This window comes from Streptomyces hokutonensis, assembly GCF_042751305.1.
GTDB lineage: Bacteria > Actinomycetota > Actinomycetes > Streptomycetales > Streptomycetaceae > Streptomyces > Streptomyces hokutonensis_A.
On record NZ_JBHYWD010000027.1, the window covers coordinates 39,846 to 56,003 of the forward strand.

The window sequence follows — 16,158 nt, forward strand, 5'->3', positions numbered from 1 at the left end:
TCCCGCCCCCCCCCCCACCACCCACACACACACAACAACCCGACATCCCTACGCGCTCTACCCCCCCCCCCGCCCCCACCTCTCCTCGCCCGCCCCCCCCCGCCCGGGCCCCCCCCCCCTTCTGTTCGGTTGCGCTGCTCGTAGGTGTACCGTCCCGGAGCCGTGCCCTGGATGAGGGGCGCCAGGTCTGTGCAGGGGGGATTGTGAGTCAGGAGCCCGGTTCGGGGTCGAGGGTGTCGCTGAGCAAGGAGAAGAAGGTCGCTGTCGGGGTCGGGGGGCTGATCGCGGCTTCGTTGGTCGTCCTCGGCGTGGTCTACGGGGGCGGAGGTGCCTCCGGACACAGCACCTCGGCGGCGGGCTCGGCCCCTGGAGTGAGCCCCGGCGGTCCGGCCGCGCGGACACCGGCCACCCACGCTTCCGCATCGGCATCGGGGCCGGCGCAGAAACTGGCCGATCTGGACGGGACCGGGCGGCCCGCCGCGCAGTATCAGCAGGTTCTCGACGCGTTGGCGCCACGCTGTACGCAGGACCGCCCGCGTCTGGCCGTGGTCGCGGGTTCCACGCTGGAGGGACTGAAGAAGAACGGTGTCGACGACGAGGACGCGTTCGGTGTCCTGCAGCATCTGGAGCAGTCGGTGCCCGCCGGCAACCCGCGGGTCAACTGCGCGTCCGCTGCGGCGGCTTACGCCACCCAGCGCGAAGGAAGTTGAGGCAACCTGCGCGGGCGGCCAGTCGTCTTGTCAGGCGTGGAGCTGGTGAATCTGGACACCGTGGTGACGTGGGTGGACGCGCGCAGCGCACTGCCCTCAAGCGGCACCCCCGTGGCTGCCGCGATCACCGGGCGGTATCCGGCCGACGACGGCACCGAGTCCAGTGACGCGCTGGGTGAGGAGTTCTGGCTCGTGCGGCCGATGTACTTCACGGCTCTGCACTTCGGTGCGGACGGGACCGAGCACCGGGACTGCTTCGTCGACTCCGACGGGGTCGTCCGGCTGCCCTACGGGCTCGGCAGTGCGGAGACTGTGACGCATTGGGCTGAACTGCCCACGTTGCCCGGCGAGATGACGACACGCGCGGTTCTCGGGGAGGGTGTGCAGGGGGCTCTCCAGCGCGCGTGGAGTGCCCGGTCCCGAGGCTGACTCACCTCCGCGCCCGCCACAGGTCCCGCAGCAGTGCGATCTCCGCCATGTGGTGGATGAACTCCAGGTTGGCTCCCGCCACGACGGCTATGTACGGGTCGTCGGGGTCGGAGCCGTACGGGTATTGGGAGAGGCCGACAGTGTCCAGGTCCTCTTCCGTCACCGTGGCTACGGCTGTCCGCCAGCGGTCGATCACCGGCCAGAACCGGTCCAGGGCCAGGGACGCGGAGGGGCTGAAGTCGACCATCTGTTTCGGGTCCTGGCGTCGGTCGCCGAACGTCCACTCCCACGCCCCCGCGAACTGGAAGTGCAGGTGGCCCAGGCGCCACGCGATCGTCGTGATCGGCGTCGAGTCCGGTTCGGGCTCACCGGTGTGGGCGAGGACCTGCTCGACCCGTTCGACGGTCACGCTCCAGTCCTCGGCGATCTTGTCGACGGTCATGCCGTCGGCGGCCTGGCGGGCGACCTCGGCGTACTCGCTCGCCGGGATGTCCGGTGCGCCCAGGTCGAGGACCCACTCGCCCGGTCCGAACGCTCTCGGTGTCACCGCCTCGCTCCGGCGGCGGAGGGACCAGCAGTCGGGCGCCGGCTCCCAGAGGTACTCCTCGTCGCCGAGTCCCGTCAGCCGGACCTGGGCCATCTCCCGGGCCTTGTCGAACTGCTCCAGCAGCAGGCCCAGTCGGTCGGTCCGTGTGTGGTCGGTGTCCATGTCCCGTTCCCCCTCGCCGCGTTGCGGTCAGGCGGAAGGTAGCGGCTCAGCTCGCATCGGCGCGAGCGAATTCCGCCGTAGCCCGTATCCGCGTCCGCGTCAGAGCACTCAGAGCACCCCTCCCGCCTCGTCCTGGAACGCCTCCGTCCAGTAGTGCGGGTGGCGTCGGCCGGCCGCCCTGGTCTGCCGGCCCGTCGGGTCCACCGTCGACAGGGTCTGGAGCATCGTCGTGGCCAACTGGTCGTACGCCTCCGCCGTCAGCTCGCCCGAGAGGTTCGCGTCGATCGCCCGCTCACGGTGGAGCAGCCAGAGGGTGAAGGCGAGGGTGGAGACGTCCGTGTTGAGGGGGGCCAGCGTCGCTTCCGGCTCGCTCCAGGTGAGGATCTCGCCCGTGGCGCCGTCCACAACCAGGCTGTTGTCCTCTACGAGATGGCCGAGGCGGATCAACTCGCGGGAACGGGCCGGGAGTTCGTCGGCGGGCTCGTCCTCGTAGAACTCGGCCAGAGTCGGGAGCGGGACATCCGTGTCCAGCTGGAAGAGGATCGCGTCCTCGGGCAGGCCCGTCTCGCGCAGGAAGCGGCGGGTCGGCTCGTGGGTGAGCGTGGCGGGGAAGTCGACCTCCTCGAAGCGGGCCACCGTGCCGTGGCCGAACTCCTGGTCCAGCAGGCGGGCCGGGATGTCGAGGGTCAGGCCCGAGGTCGTGCCGGGGCCCGCGACCAGGGCCAGCGGGCGGATCAGGGCCGCCGCCTTCCAGAACGGGGACACCTCGCCGTCCGTCTCCGACTCGAAGATCGAGAGCAGGTGGCGTGACGCCTCCGCAACCGTCTGCGCGCCGTGGCGGCCCTCGTAGGAGGCGAACTGGCCGCGCAGGGCGGTCAGTTCGTCGGTGGTCGTGGTGAAGCGGGCCAGCGTCTCGACCGACGGGGCCAGCGGGCCGGTCTCCATCAGGTCCGGGCGGTCGTGGAAGAAGTACGTCGTGGCGATCTCGCCCGTCTCGCCGTCCAGCAGGATCGACTCCGCCTCGCCGCCGTCGGGTCCCCACAGCGCGCCTATCACCAGCTGGTCCCGGAGCTCCGCCGCCAGCGGGTCGGGATCGCCCAGCGAGTCCGCGACCGTCCGCAGGCCCTCCCTGCGCAGCTCCTCGAACGTCAACAGGCCGCTGTCGCCCGGCAGTCCGGGGCCCGTCAGCCAGCGGCGCGTGGACGCGTGCGTGACGTACGGATCGAGGTCCTCCTCGGTCAAGGTGATCATGGTCGCCGTAGAACCGGCGTCGGTCCTGCTCATCGTTCCCCCGTGCATGGTTCCCCCGTGCGTGAATCTTCCCCGTGCGGCACCGGTGTTCCGCTGTCGTCCCCACTGCCCAGAACACTACGCGGCACCACTGACAATGGCCCTGACCAGCGAAAACGCGGCGAGACCGCGGCGAGGACGCCTCGCGGAGCGCGGACGGACGCGAAACGTCCGAAACATCCTCACCCCATCAGACGCTCGGACCACCCGTGAACGTTCCCGTCCCTCGGCGACCGCTCTGCCGGCGCCGCCTACTGGCCGTACTGCCCGTTCGTGACAACCGCCGCCTGGGGGCGGATCGGGAGCCGGTTCACGGGGCGGCCCGTCGCGGCGCGCACGGCGGAGGCGATGGCTGCCGGGGACGTGACCACCGGTACCGCGCTGACCGCCTTCGCCCCGAAGGGGGCGACCACGTCACGTTCCTCGACGAGTTTCACGATCTTGATGTCGGGGGTGTCCAGGGCGGTGGGGAGGGCGTAGCCGGTGAGGTCGGGGTGGCGGATCAACCCGCGCGCGGTGCGCAGGTTTTCCGTCAACGCGATGCCTACGCCCTGGGTCACCCCGCCCTCGATACGGGCGACCAACTGGGTCGGGTTCAGGATGCGGCCGACGTCCTGGGCGAGGGCCAGTTCGACGACCCGGACGGAGCCGAGTTCGATGTCGACGTCGACCACCGCGCGGATCGCGCAGAACGCGAGGCCCACGAAGGCGTCGCCCTGGCCCGCCTCGTCCAGGGGCTCGGTCGGGTGCGGGCGGCACTGGGCGGTGGCCCACAGTTCCTTGCCGTCCAGGGCCTCGGTAACGGTCGTAGAGAGGACTCCGTCGTACGACGTGATCTTGCCGTCGGTGATCTGGAGGAGTTCGGTGGACATGCCGAACTTGTGCGCCAGGGGCTGCAACAGCTGGGTGCGGACCATTTTCGCGGCTCGTTCGACCGCGCCGCCCGAGACCCAGGTATGACGTCCTCGGCAACCAGGCCCGGCCGGGGGCTGATCGGTGTCCACGGGGGCGACATGCACCTCGTCGATACCGAGGGTCTCCTGGACGATCTGGCGGGCCAGAGTGGTGAAGCCCTGGCCGGTCTCCACGGCCGCGCACAGGACCGTGGCGATGCCGTCGTGGACCTTCACGGTGGCCGTGGAGACCTCGTCGGCGCCCTCCGCGCCGAGCATGTGGACCATGCCGAGGCCGTAGCCGACGCCCCGGCGCACCGCGCCCGGTTCGCCCGCGCCCTCGGGGCCGCCGGGCAGCAGCCACTCGTCCTCGGGGGTGTCCTTGGGGAGCTGCGGCAGCGGGAAGTCCCGTACGGCCTGGAGGAGTTCGGCGACGGGTGCCGGGCAGGTCACCGTCTGGCCGGTCGGGAGGACGTCACCGGTGGCCATGGCGTTGCGCAGGCGCAGCTCCGCCGGGTCCATGGCGAGCTTCTTGGCGAGCTTGTCCATCTGCGCCTCGTAGGCTGCGCAGACCTGCATGGCGCCCTCGCCGCGCACGTGCCCGGAGGGCGGGTTGTTGGTGCGGACGGCCCAGCCCTCGATGAAGGCGTTCGGGACGACGTAGGGGCCGCAGGCGAAGGAGACGGCGGCGGCCAGGGCCTCCGAGGAGGTGTCGGCGTAGGCGCCCGCGTCGAGCAGCACCTGGGCCTCGACCTTGACCAGGCGGCCGTCCTCGTCGGCGTGGTGGCGGTAGCGCAGGAGCGTGGGGTGGCGGTGGGTGTGGCCGAGGAAGGACTCCTCGCGCGTGGCGGTGAGTTTGACCGGGCAGCCGGTCTTCAACGCGAGCAGCCCGAGCGGGAGTTGGAAGCCCTGGTCCTCGCGGTCGGCGGTGGCCCCGGGGACGCCGGTGACGACGACCTTCACGCGGTCGGGCTCCAGGCCGTAGCAGGCGGCGGCCGTGTCACGGTCGGTGTGCGGGTCCGTGGAGGCGATGTAGAGCTCGACGCCGCCGTCGGGGCGGGGCACGGCGAGGCCGGCCTCGGCGCCGATGGGGGCGGGGTCCTGGCGGCCGATGCGGTACAGGCCCTCGACGACGATGTCGCCGGCCGCGTCCGGGTCGCCGTGGCGCAGCGGGATGTGCCGGATCAGGTTGCCGTCGGGGTGCAGCGGCTCGGCCTCGAAGGCCTGCTCGGGGTCGGTCACCGGGTCGAGTACTTCGTACTCGACCATGATGGCGGCGGCGGCCATCCGCGCGGTGTCCGGATGGTCGGCGGCGACGGCGGCGATGGGCTCCCCGTGGTGGCGCACCACTTCGGAGGCGAACACCGGGCGGTCGGCGGTGCCCCGGCCGTAGCGGTCCTTGCCCGGCACGTCCTCGTGGGTGATGACGGCCCGTACGCCGGGCATGTCCCGCGCGTGGGACGTGTCGACGGACACGATGCGCGCGTGCGGGTGCGGCGAGCGCAGGACGGCCGCCCACAGGAGGCCCTCGGCCCACAGGTCGGCGGCGTACGGGAAGGTGCCCTCGGTCTTGGCGCGGGCGTCGGCGGCCGGGAGCGAGGCGCCCAGGCCGTGGCCCGGATGCTCCGGGGCGGGCGCGGCCTCCGTGGTCGCGGTGGCGGCTTCGTTGCTCACGCCTGACCTCCGTCCTGGCCGTACACCTGGTCCTGCGTGCGCGGGGACTCGAACGCCGACTGGTGGACACCACCGGCTCCGGGGCCCGCCTGATGGGGAATACGCGCCTCGTCGCCGTCCGACTCAGGTTCGGCGGCAGCGGCGTGCGCCTCGCGTTCGGCGACGACTTCCTGTACGGCGTCCAGGACACCCCGGTAGCCGGAGCAGCGGCACAGGTTGCCGCACAGGGCCTGGCGCGCCTCCAGTTCGGTGGGCGCGGGGTTGCCCTCCAGGAGGTCGTGCACGGTCATCGCCATGCCGGGCACGCAGAAACCGCACTGCACGGCACCGCACTTGGCGAGCGCCCGCTGCACGTCCGAGGGCTGCCCCTCGACGGCGAGACCCTCGACCGTACGGACCTCGGAGCCGGCGGCGGTGACGGCGGGCACCAGGCAGGAGGCGACGAGCCGTCCGTCGACCTGGACGTTGCAGGCCCCGCACTCGCCCTGCGAGCAGCCGTCCTTGGCGCCCGCGAGGCCGAGGCGTTCGCGGAGCACGTAGAGGAGCGACTCGCCGATCCAGGCGTCGGTGACGGGCCGGTCGGCGCCGTTGACGCGCAACACGTAGGAGGCGAGCGGGTGTTCGTCGCCGGGGAGCTTCGGGCCGGGCTCGGCGGTCTCGTCCGGCGCCTCGGCGTCCGCGGCCGTCACGGGCGCCTCAGCAGCCTCCGGGGCGGCTCCGGCGCCATCGGACGCGTCGGCCGCCGCGGGGGGCTCAGTGGGGCTCTCAGTGGCCCCCTCGACCCCTTCGGCATCGTCGCCCACCGTGTCGTTCTCGTCGGCCGACTGCGCGTCGGCCGCGGCGAGTTCGGCGGAGGCGTCGTCGTGGCGGTCGCCACGCGCGTCGCCGTAGGGGTCGGAGGCCGCCTCGGTGCGGGCGTGCGCGTACGGGTCGCTGCCCTGGGGTTCCTCGTACGAGCGGCGGGTCGACTCGGCGGCGGGGTGCGCCTCGGACCGGTCGGCGGGGTGTGCCACGCCGCGTCCGTCGGTGTCCGTCGCGGGGTAGGCCGCGCCCCGGCCGTCGGTGCCGTTCGCGGGGAACGCCGTGCCCCGCCCGTCGGTGCCCGTCGCCGGGTGGGCCGCACCCCGGCCGTCGGTGTGCGTGTCGGGCCGGCCGGGCCGCTCCGTCACGCCCGTGCCGGACGCCTGCTGGGCCCAGTTCTGGCCCGCGCCGTCCGTCGCCCAGGGCGCGGGCGCGCCGCCGGGCAGGGTGGCGGGCGGGGTGCCGCCCCACTGCTCGACCAGGGCGGAGGTGGTGAACTCGCCCGATTCGTCCGGGAGATCACCTCCGGCGACGGGGATCGACCACTCCCCGGTCACGTCGTGACCGGGCGCGGCGCCCGCGTCCGGGGCGTTGGTGTCCTGGAAGGTCCACTGGCCGGTGGCCCCGGGGTGGTACGCGAACTGCTCGCCCCCGGCCGTCCCCTGCTGCGGTACGGCGTTCGGGTCGGGCCACTGGACGCCCTCGGCGGGCACGGCCCAGGAGCCGGTGCCCGAGGGGTCGCCGTCCGGGGCGGGGCCGGCCGCTATGGGCGGCGGCACATAGCCGTGGCCCGGGGCGGCGAGGAGGGCGTCGATGCCCCCTTCGGGGAGTTTCACGAAGGCCGTGGCGCCGTCGTCGTAGTCGCCCTGGGGCAGCGGGTCCCAGCGTCCGCCGCCCTGGGGGGTGCTCTCTCCGTGCTGGTCGTCGGTCACGACAGCGCCCTCCCGAGTGCTCGTCGGGCAAGTGCGGCGACGGTGCGCCGCAGGTGCAGTACCGCGGGCGGAAGCTGTTCCACGGAGCCGTCCTCGGCCGGGGCCGGGTCGGGGATGCAGGCCGCGGCGACGTACTCCCCGAAGGCGGTCAGCGCCTCCGGGACGATCGCGCGGCCGTTGTCCCAGTCGATCAGCCGGGCCACCCACTGCTCGGCGTCCAGAGGTCTGAGCGGCATCGGCGCTATGGCGCCGACGGCGCACCTGACACCGCGCCTCGCGGGGTCGAGGACGACCGCGACGGACGCGACCGAGCGCCCGGGTCCGGTCCGGCCGGTCGCCTTCAGGAAGACCTGCGGGGCGTGCAGCAGGGGCACGCGCACGAAGCCGATGAGTTCGCCGCCGCGCAGCATCTCGACGCCGGCCAGGAGGTGCGACACCGGGATCTCCCGGCGGGCTCCGCCCGGGCCCGCGATGATCAGCGTCGCCTCCAGGGCGGCCAGTACGGGCAGCGCGTCACCGGTGGGCGCGGCCGAGGCGATGTTGCCGCCCAGGGTGCCCGCGTTGCGGATCTGCGGCGGGCCCGCGGCACGCGCCGAGGCGGCGAGCGCCGGGATGAGGGCGGCGAAGTCGGGGCGGCCCATGCGGGCGTGCGTGAGGCCCGCGCCGAGCAGCGCGTGGCCGTCCTGGTACTGCCAGCCCCGGATCTCGCTGATCCGCCCGAGACCGACCAGCGCGCTGGGCCTCAGCTGGCCCGAGTTGACGGCCGCCATGAGGTCGGTGCCGCCGGCCACGGGAACGGCCGTGGGCAAGGCCGTGAGCGCCGCCACGGCCTCGTCCAGCGTTGTGGGCAGCGTGACGGACTGCCCCGCCTGCGGTGCGTGCGTGGTCAAACCGGCTGCCCCTTCCCGCTGCCCCACCTGGTCCCACCTGTTGCTGCCGTACGGTACGTGCTGACAGGGCGGACGTGGCAACTCTGGCACATCTTCGCAAGACCCGAACGCGGGGGTCCGCTAGGAGGCATTCGCCCACCTCATCAGCGAGATGGTCCGTTTTGGTACGGCATCACCGGCATGCGCCAATTGCCACTCATCGGTGACTCCTGGGGGCTTTCTCCCTTCCGTGGTCTAGGCGTTCGGGGGCGGGCCGTCCTTGGGTCGTCCGAGCACTCCGGGGCGGCGCTGCCACGGCAGGGGTCCTGTAGGCGGACGGTAGGCGACGCCCAGGGCGTCGAGTCGCGGGTAGTGGGCGGTCATCCGGCGCTCGAAGTCGGCGAAGTCCCGTTCCCCGGGCGCCGGAAGGGCGCTCCAGGCGACCTCGGCGAACGCGGCCAGCCTGGGGAACGTCTGGTAGTCCACGCGCGCGTGATCCTCCATCACCTCGGTCCACACGTTGGCCTGCGTGCCCAGCACATGACGGGCCTCGGCCTCGGTGAGCTGCGAGGGAACGGGCTCGAAGCGGTAGACGTCCTCCAGGGTGCGCACATGGGCGATCGGCACCGGCTCGTCCTCGCCGGCATCCTGGCGCCAGTCCAAGTACACGTGCTGTTCAGGGCACATGACGACGTCGTGGCCCGCGCGGGCGGCGGTGATCCCGCCCTCGTAGCCGCGCCAGGACGACACGACGGCCCCGTCGGCGAGGCCGCCCTCCAGGATCTCGTCCCAGCCGACGAGCCTTCTCCCGCGCGCGAAGAGCCACTTGTCGAAGTGCCCGATGAACCACGACTGCAACTCGTCCTCGTCCGCGAGCCCGAGGTCGGCGATGCGCGCCTGCGCGGTCGGCGACTGCTTCCACTGGTCCTTGGGGCATTCGTCGCCGCCGACGTGAATGAACTCCGAGGGGAACAGGTCGAGGAGTTCCTCGAACACCCCCTCGTAGAAGCGCAGGGTGTTGTCAGTGGGGGCGAGTACGTTCGGGTTGATGCCCCAGTTGTCCCAGACGGAGAGGGAGTTGCCCCCCTCGATCGATGCAGTGATGACGTCCGTGTTGCCGAGTTCCGGATACGCGGCGATGGCGGCCTGCGAGTGTCCCGGTACGTCGATTTCCGGGACCACGGTGATATGCCGCTCGGCGGCGTAGGCGACGATCTCGCGGATGTCGTCCTGTGTGTAGTAGCCGCCGTGGGGCTTGTCGTCCCACAGGGGTGAGGCACGGTGGCCGAATTTCGTGCGGGCCCGCCACGAGCCGATCTCGGTCAGCTTCGGGTACCGCTTGATCTGTACGCGCCAGCCCTGGTCGTCCGTCAGGTGGAAGTGGAAGACGTTGAGTTTGTGCGCCGCCATCAGATCCAGGTAGCGCAGGACGCCTTCCTTGGGCATGAAATGCCGGGCGACGTCGAGCATGAGGCCGCGCCAGGGGAAGCGGGGGGAGTCCTGAACGTGGATCAGGGGCAACCGCCATTCCCGGCCGGGCAGCGGCGCTCGCCGGAAGGCGTCGGGGCCCAGCAGTTGACGTAGCGTCTGAGCGCCCCAGAAGAGCCCCGCCGGGCCGCCGCCGACCACGTGGACGGTGTGGGACAGGACCATCAGGCGGTAGCCCTCCGGGCCGAGGTCCTTGGTCACCATGGGGTGGATGTACAGCTGGACGGCGTTCTCGGGCGAGTCCCCCGGAGCCAGCGGAAAGCCGGTGGCCGCTCCGAGCACCCCGCGCAGCCAGCGCTCGCTCGTCCCGGCGCCCTCGCCCGCCACCAGGCGTGTGTCGGGCCCGAGTTCGAAGTGGCCGCGGTAGGTGTGGGCGTACCGGGGCAGCGGAATCACATCGGTCACGTCAGTCCTTAACCGCTCCGCCCAGCCCCGAGACCAGGCGTCGCTGTACGAGTACGAAGAACACCAGCACCGGAATCGTCATCACCGTGGAGGCCGCCATGACCCCGCCCCAGTCAGGATCGTCGGGCTTGTAGAAGACCAACAGGGCCATCGGCAGGGTCGACTGGGAAGTGTCGCTGATGATGAAGGACTTGGCGAAGAGGAAGTCGTTCCAGGCCGAGATGAAGGAAAACACGCTCGTGGCGACGAGCCCCGGGAAGACGAGCGGGAAAAGGATCTGCCACAGGAATCGCGTCCGGCTCGCCCCGTCGATGTACGCGGCCTCCTCCAGCGCGTCCGGTACGGCTTTCACGAAGCCCCGCAGCATCCAGATCGCGAACGGCAGCGAGAAGGCGATCTGAGGCAGGATCAGCGACCCCAGGGTGTTCAGCAGACCGAGGCCCCGCATGGTGAAGAACAGGGGGATCGTCAGCGCTTCCACGGGCACCATCTGGGCCACCAGGAACATGATCAGGAGAGTGGCCCGGAAGCGGAACCGGAATCGGGTCACGGCGGTCGCGGCGAGAAAGGCGATCAGTGCCGAGACGATCACCACCGTGCCCGCCACCACAAGGCTGTTGACGAAGTAGCGGCCGAATTCCTGCTGCCCGAAGACCCGTCGGAAGGAGTCCAGGGAGGGCGCGAGGGTCCACGGCCGGGGCTCGCTCGACTCGATTTCCCCAGCCGGTTTGAAGGCGCTGAGCACCATCCAATAGAGGGGGAAGGCGACCACGACCGCGACCAGCAGCGCCGAGGCCTCGGCCGCGAGCCGCCAGGGCCGTCGTACAAGACCGCGGAGCGTACTCACAGCTCCTCCCCCTGCCTGCGGAGCAGGCGCAGATAGACCAGCGTGACGGCGAGCAGCATCAGCAGCATGACGACGCCGATCGCCGAGCCGAGGCTGTACTTCGAGGACGCGAAGGCCTGTTGGTAGGCGTACACGTTGAGGACGAGGTTCTGGCCCGCGATGCCGCCGCCGTTGGTCATGACGTAGATCTGGGTGAAGACCTTGAAGTCCCAGATGACGGACTGGATGGTGACGACGGTCAGGATCGGCCGGAGCATCGGCGTCAACACGGACCGCCAGATACGCCACTGCGAGGCGCCGTCCAGGGCCGCGGCCTCCAGGACCTCGGAGGGTACGGCGCGGATGCCGGCGTAGACCGTCACCATCACGAACGGGAAGGAGCACCACACCACTTCGAGCAGGACGAGGAAGAACGCGCTGAGGCGTCCGTACGTCCACGAGTGGTCGCCGAGGCCCAGGACGCGGTTCACCGGGCCGAAGTCCGGGTCGAAGAGCAGCAGCCAGACCGTCGAACCCGTCACCGCCGGGGTCGCCCACGCCCCCAACGCGGCCAGCATCAGCACGAGTCGGGGCACGGCCCGCACGCGGGTGAGCAGCACGGCGAGGGCGCAGCCGACCGCGAGGGTCGAGACCACGCAGGCCCCCGCGAACAGCACGGTCGACAGCAGCACCTGCCAGAACTGGCTGTCGGAGAACAGCTCCGCGTAGTTCCCGAACCCCTTGAAGGTCGTCGGCTCGCCACCACTGACCTGGGCCTGCGTGTACTGGAAGAACGAGATCAGGCCGAGTTGGTAGATGGGGTAGACGAGCAGACCGCCGAGGACGACGAGCGCCGGGGCGAGATAGATCCAAGGGGTGGTCCAACCCCCCAAGGGGCGCGGGGCTGTGCCGAATTTGCGGCTACCGCCGCGTGGGCGCGACCGGCCACGACGAACCCGCACCCGCGAACGATCCGCAGTCAACGAGCTATTGGGCGCCACGGCTCAACCCGCGGAGCTGAACGCGGAGTTCATCTTCTTGGCCGCGTCCTTCGAAGCCGCCGCCACGCTCTTCTTGCCGCTGATGACCTCCTGGAGCATCGTCGGCAGCACCAGCGAGGAGTCGATCTCGGACCAACCCGGCGACGCGGGAACGAACTTGGTCCCGGCGGCCAGGGTCTGCACGAACGGCTTCTCGAACGGCACCTTCGCGGCGGCCGCGTCGCGGACGTCCGTGAACGTCGGCAGGAAGCCCATCGCGTCGAACATCGAGGTCTGTGTCGCCTTCGAGGTGAGCTGTTCCATGAGGTCGACCGCGAGCGTGCGGTGCGAAGTGCTCTTCAGAACACCGATGTTGTTGCCGCCGGCGAACGCGGGGGCGACCGAGCCGGAGGCGACACCGGGCAGCGGGACGACCGCGTACTTGCCCTTGACCTTGCCCGCCTCGACCGCGCTGTGGCTGAAGTCGCCGCCGATCGCCATGCCCGCCTTGCCGGCCGCGAACGCGGTGATCGTGTCGTTGCCGCCCATGACCGCGCACTTGGCGGCGGGACAGTTGTCGCCCGTGAAGAGCGAGGTGTAGGCCTTGATGCCCTTCTGGGCGGCGGCGCTGTCGATCGCGGAGGTGTAGGTGCCGTCCTTGGCCGTGGCGAGTTCGCCGCCGTTGGCCCACACGAAGGGCATCGCGCCGTACGTGTAGGCGCCGCCGACGACAAGACCGTAGAGGTCGGACCTCGCCTTGTGGATCTTCCGGGCGGTGGACGCCAACTCGGCCATGGTCTTGGGGGGTTGGAGGCCGAGGTCCGTGAAGACGTCGGTGCGGTAGTAGAGGGCGCGGACGCCGACGTAGAACGGGGAACCGTACTGCTTGCCGTCGACCGTGACGGACTGCTTCGCGGTGGGGTCGGTGTCCTTGGACTCGCTCCAGGCGCCGAACTCCTTGGTGACGTCGAGGAGTCCGCCGTCATGGACGTAGCCGGCCGTGTCGGTGTTGCCGTACTCCATGACGTCGGGCGCGGACTTCGGGTCGTTGAACGCGGCCTTGACGCGCTGGGCGCGGGTGTCGATCGGGATGTACTCGACGTCCACCTTGGTGCCCTTGTGGACCTTCTCGAATGCGGCGACTACGGAGTCGACGACCTTCGCCTTCGGGTCGTTGCCGACCTCCTGGAAGAGCCACACCCGCAGGGTGCCGCTCGTCTCGTCCTTTTCCGAGGACGAGTTGCCGGAGGTCTGGGGCGCGCAGCCCGCCACGACGGCGGCGGTGGCCAGGAGTACGGCGAATCTGGGGGCGAGCTTCATGGAGCGTTCCTCCGGGGATCCGGGCGTGCGTTGCAACATATGCAACGGGTGTTTCGCTCTGCACAACACCACGGAGATTAAGGAGTGGATGAACGAAGCCACAAGAGGTCTCAACCACTTCGTGACACGCGAAAGGCCCTCGAAAAACCGCCGAAACACGCAAAAAGGCCCTCGGGGCGCGCCGAAGCACGCCCCGAGGGCCTTACGAAGTCAGACCAGCCGAACGGCTACTTGTCGCCGCCCTTGCCCTTGTCTCCGTCGCCGCCCGAGCCCATGGACTCGTAGATCTCCTTGCACATGGGACACACCGGGTACTTCTTCGGGTCGCGGCCCGGCACCCAGACCTTCCCGCACAACGCCACCACAGGAGTGCCGTCCAGGGCGCTCGCCATGATCTTGTCCTTCTGGACGTAATGGGCGAAGCGCTCATGGTCCCCATCACCGTGCGACACCTGGGGCGTCGGCTCTACGAGGGTCCCCGTACCAGTCCCGCGCTCGGGCTCAAGAGTGCTCATACGGCCAAGGGTACTGAAGCCCACCGGCATCAGTTCAGCGAAGGGTCGTCCGGATAGGTCGCCACCATCGCGAGCTCGCTGCGCTGGCGGCGCAGCACCTCGCGCCAGAGCCGCTCCGGGGACGGCGAGGAGACGTCACCGGGCTCCGATTCCACGACGTACCAGGCGCCGTCGACGAGTTCGTCCTCCAGCTGACCGGGGCCCCAGCCGGCGTACCCGGCGAAGATTCTCAGGGAGCCGAGCGCCGAGGCGAGCAGTTCCGGCGGGGCCTCCAGGTCGACGAGGCCGATCGCGCCGTGCACCCGCCGCCAGCCGAGCGGGGCGCGCTCGGAGGACGACGCGCCGCCCGGGATGACGGCGACGCCGAGGGCCGAGTCCAACTGCACCGGGCCGCCCTGGAAGACGACTCCCGGCTCGCCGGCGAGATCCGCCCAGCCCTCAAGGATGTCGCCGACGTCCACCGGGGTCGGCCGGTTGAGGACGACACCGAGGGAGCCCTCCTCGTCGTGGTCGAGAAGGAGCACCACCGCGCGGTCGAAGTTCGGGTCCGCCAGGGCGGGTGTTGCCACGAGCAACCGCCCTGTGAGCGAGGACACCTCGGTCATGCCAGACATGATCCCGCATCTTCCGCGTGATGGGGGAGGCAATGCGGGTACCTGAGTGAATGCAGCTCAGGGCGCACCGAAGCGTCCGCCGCGCACGGACCCGCCCGGTGACCCCATGTGCCCGATAGGGAACGGTTCGTGTTGTGACACAGCTATGACGTGGCTGAGTCGTCCTCGGGCTTTCTGAAGGGGGGTGGGCGGCCATTACGCTTACGTCTTCGGCCCCTGCCCAACTCCACGGAACGCGAGATTCATGACCGTCAACGGCTCAGACGACGTACTGCTTGTCCACGGCGGAACCCCGCTGGAGGGCGAGATCCGTGTCCGCGGTGCGAAGAACCTCGTACCCAAGGCCATGGTCGCCGCCCTGCTGGGCAGTGAGCCAAGTCGACTGCGCAACGTACCGGACATCCGAGACGTTCGGGTCGTACGCGGACTGCTGCAACTGCACGGGGTGACGGTCCGTCCGGGTGAGGAGCCGGGCGAGCTGGTGCTCGATCCGTCGCACGTCGAGAGCGCCAACGTCGCCGACATCGATGCCCACGCGGGTTCTTCGCGCATCCCGATCCTGTTCTGCGGTCCGCTGCTTCACCGGCTCGGGCACGCGTTCATCCCGGGTCTCGGCGGCTGTGACATCGGCGGCCGGCCGATCGACTTCCACTTCGAGGTGCTGCGGCAGTTCGGCGCGAAGATCGAGAAGCGGGCGGACGGCCAGTACCTGGAGGCACCGCAGCGGCTGCGCGGCACGAAGATCAAGCTGCCGTACCCGTCCGTCGGCGCGACCGAGCAGGTGCTGCTGACCGCGGTGCTGGCGGAGGGCGTCACCGAACTCGCCAACGCGGCCGTGGAACCGGAGATCGAGGACCTCATCTGCGTACTGCAGAAGATGGGCGCGATCATCGCCATGGACACCGACCGCACGATCCGCATCACCGGTGTGGACTCGCTCGGCGGCTACACCCACGCCGCCCTCCCGGACCGTCTGGAGGCCGCGTCCTGGGCGTCCGCGGCGCTGGCGACCGAAGGCAACATCTACGTCCGGGGCGCGCAGCAGCGCTCGATGATGACGTTCCTCAACACCTACCGGAAGGTGGGCGGTGCCTTCGCGATCGACGACGAGGGCATCCGCTTCTGGCACCCCGGCGGCCAGTTGAAGTCCATCGCGCTCGAAACGGACGTGCACCCGGGCTTCCAGACGGACTGGCAGCAGCCGCTGGTCGTCGCCCTGACGCAGGCGACCGGCCTCTCCATCGTCCACGAGACGGTCTACGAGTCCCGCCTCGGCTTCACCTCCGCGCTCAACCAGATGGGCGCCCACATCCAGCTCTACCGCGAGTGCCTCGGCGGCTCCCACTGCCGCTTCGGCCAGCGCAACTTCCTCCACTCGGCGGTCGTCTCGGGCCCGACCCGCCTCCAGGGCGCCGACCTGGTCATCCCCGACCTCCGCGGCGGCTTCTCGTACCTCATCGCGGCGCTGGCGGCCCAGGGCACGTCCCGCGTCCACGGCATCGACCTCATCAACCGCGGCTACGAGAACTTCATGGAGAAGCTCGTCGAGCTGGGCGCGAAGGTGGAGTTGCCGGGCAAGGCGCTCGGATAAGCAGTCGTACGTACGACGATGGGGCGGGGGGCCGCGCCCGCGGGGGGGGCCCCCGCCGGGGGGGGGGGGCGCTCGGGGCGACCCGCCGGGCGCGCGCGGCGAGCAGGCTCGA

General features: G+C 70.7%; 14 protein-coding genes. 3 read left to right on the top strand and 11 right to left on the bottom strand.

The features are described 5' to 3' along the window. Positions 1–203: 203 nt before the first annotated feature. On the top strand, positions 204–710 hold the full coding sequence (locus ACFXC1_RS43315; RefSeq protein ID WP_381253806.1) for a hypothetical protein: 507 nt from the start codon (positions 204–206) through the stop codon (positions 708–710). Positions 711–752: 42 nt separating this feature from the next. Next, positions 753–1,139: an AQJ64_40280 family protein gene (locus ACFXC1_RS43320; protein ID WP_381254008.1), complete on the top strand. Its 387-nt coding sequence runs from the start codon at positions 753–755 to the stop codon at positions 1,137–1,139. 1 nt (position 1,140) lies between these two features. Here ACFXC1_RS43320 and ACFXC1_RS43325 read toward each other — a convergent pair whose 3' ends face one another. The 11 genes from ACFXC1_RS43325 to ACFXC1_RS43375 form a co-directional block, all read right to left on the bottom strand. Continuing rightward, complete coding sequence (locus tag ACFXC1_RS43325; RefSeq protein WP_381253809.1) at positions 1,141–1,848, bottom strand: DinB family protein; 708 nt, start codon at positions 1,846–1,848, stop codon at positions 1,141–1,143. A gap of 108 nt (positions 1,849–1,956) precedes the next feature. Continuing rightward, complete coding sequence (locus tag ACFXC1_RS43330) at positions 1,957–3,132, bottom strand: SUKH-4 family immunity protein (RefSeq protein WP_381253811.1); 1,176 nt, start codon at positions 3,130–3,132, stop codon at positions 1,957–1,959. A 257-nt stretch (positions 3,133–3,389) separates the two neighbouring features. Beyond that, positions 3,390–5,705, bottom strand: coding sequence for a xanthine dehydrogenase family protein molybdopterin-binding subunit (locus tag ACFXC1_RS43335; protein ID WP_381253814.1), 2,316 nt, complete (start codon positions 5,703–5,705; stop codon positions 3,390–3,392). Continuing rightward, positions 5,702–7,438 carry a 2Fe-2S iron-sulfur cluster-binding protein gene (locus ACFXC1_RS43340; RefSeq protein ID WP_381253816.1) on the bottom strand — a complete coding sequence of 579 codons (1,737 nt, stop codon included), beginning with the start codon at positions 7,436–7,438 and terminating at the stop codon, positions 5,702–5,704. The genes ACFXC1_RS43335 and ACFXC1_RS43340 overlap by 4 nt, the downstream gene beginning before the upstream one ends. Then, positions 7,435–8,328, bottom strand: a complete 894-nt coding sequence (locus ACFXC1_RS43345; protein WP_200714545.1) for an FAD binding domain-containing protein — start codon at positions 8,326–8,328, stop codon at positions 7,435–7,437. The genes ACFXC1_RS43340 and ACFXC1_RS43345 overlap by 4 nt, the downstream gene beginning before the upstream one ends. Before the next feature lie 234 nt (positions 8,329–8,562). Then, positions 8,563–10,200: a beta-N-acetylhexosaminidase gene (locus ACFXC1_RS43350; RefSeq protein WP_381253819.1), complete on the bottom strand. Its 1,638-nt coding sequence runs from the start codon at positions 10,198–10,200 to the stop codon at positions 8,563–8,565. Between the two features lies 1 nt (position 10,201). Beyond that, positions 10,202–11,047 (bottom strand): carbohydrate ABC transporter permease, encoded by an 846-nt coding sequence (locus tag ACFXC1_RS43355; RefSeq protein ID WP_381253822.1) that lies wholly within the window; start codon positions 11,045–11,047, stop codon positions 10,202–10,204. Then, positions 11,044–11,988 (bottom strand): carbohydrate ABC transporter permease, encoded by a 945-nt coding sequence (locus ACFXC1_RS43360; protein ID WP_381253825.1) that lies wholly within the window; start codon positions 11,986–11,988, stop codon positions 11,044–11,046. Before ACFXC1_RS43360 ends, ACFXC1_RS43355 begins: the two co-directional genes overlap by 4 nt. A 42-nt stretch (positions 11,989–12,030) precedes the next feature. Further along, positions 12,031–13,326, bottom strand: a complete 1,296-nt coding sequence (locus ACFXC1_RS43365) for an extracellular solute-binding protein (protein WP_381253828.1) — start codon at positions 13,324–13,326, stop codon at positions 12,031–12,033. A gap of 227 nt (positions 13,327–13,553) precedes the next feature. Then, positions 13,554–13,841, bottom strand: coding sequence for a DUF3039 domain-containing protein (locus ACFXC1_RS43370; protein WP_026178118.1), 288 nt, complete (start codon positions 13,839–13,841; stop codon positions 13,554–13,556). A gap of 29 nt (positions 13,842–13,870) precedes the next feature. Further along, positions 13,871–14,446: a YqgE/AlgH family protein gene (locus ACFXC1_RS43375; RefSeq protein ID WP_381253831.1), complete on the bottom strand. Its 576-nt coding sequence runs from the start codon at positions 14,444–14,446 to the stop codon at positions 13,871–13,873. A gap of 253 nt (positions 14,447–14,699) precedes the next feature. On the opposite strand from ACFXC1_RS43375, the gene murA reads away from it, so the two are divergent. Beyond that, a complete protein-coding gene (gene murA / locus ACFXC1_RS43380) occupies positions 14,700–16,046 on the top strand; it encodes a UDP-N-acetylglucosamine 1-carboxyvinyltransferase (RefSeq protein WP_019065962.1) in 1,347 nt (448 codons plus the stop codon). The last annotated feature ends 112 nt before the right edge of the window (positions 16,047–16,158 follow it).

What these genes read in the sequence shown, in the direction of transcription:
- ACFXC1_RS43325 (WP_381253809.1), bottom strand. Translation starts at nt 1,848, where the DNA reads ATGGACACCGACCACACACGGACCGACCGACTGGGCCTGCTGCTGGAG.
- ACFXC1_RS43365 (WP_381253828.1), bottom strand. Translation starts at nt 13,326, where the DNA reads ATGAAGCTCGCCCCCAGATTCGCCGTACTCCTGGCCACCGCCGCCGTC.
- murA (WP_019065962.1), top strand. Translation starts at nt 14,700, where the DNA reads ATGACCGTCAACGGCTCAGACGACGTACTGCTTGTCCACGGCGGAACC.
- ACFXC1_RS43330 (WP_381253811.1), bottom strand. Translation starts at nt 3,132, where the DNA reads ATGAGCAGGACCGACGCCGGTTCTACGGCGACCATGATCACCTTGACC.
- ACFXC1_RS43370 (WP_026178118.1), bottom strand. Translation starts at nt 13,841, where the DNA reads ATGAGCACTCTTGAGCCCGAGCGCGGGACTGGTACGGGGACCCTCGTA.
- ACFXC1_RS43375 (WP_381253831.1), bottom strand. Translation starts at nt 14,446, where the DNA reads ATGACCGAGGTGTCCTCGCTCACAGGGCGGTTGCTCGTGGCAACACCC.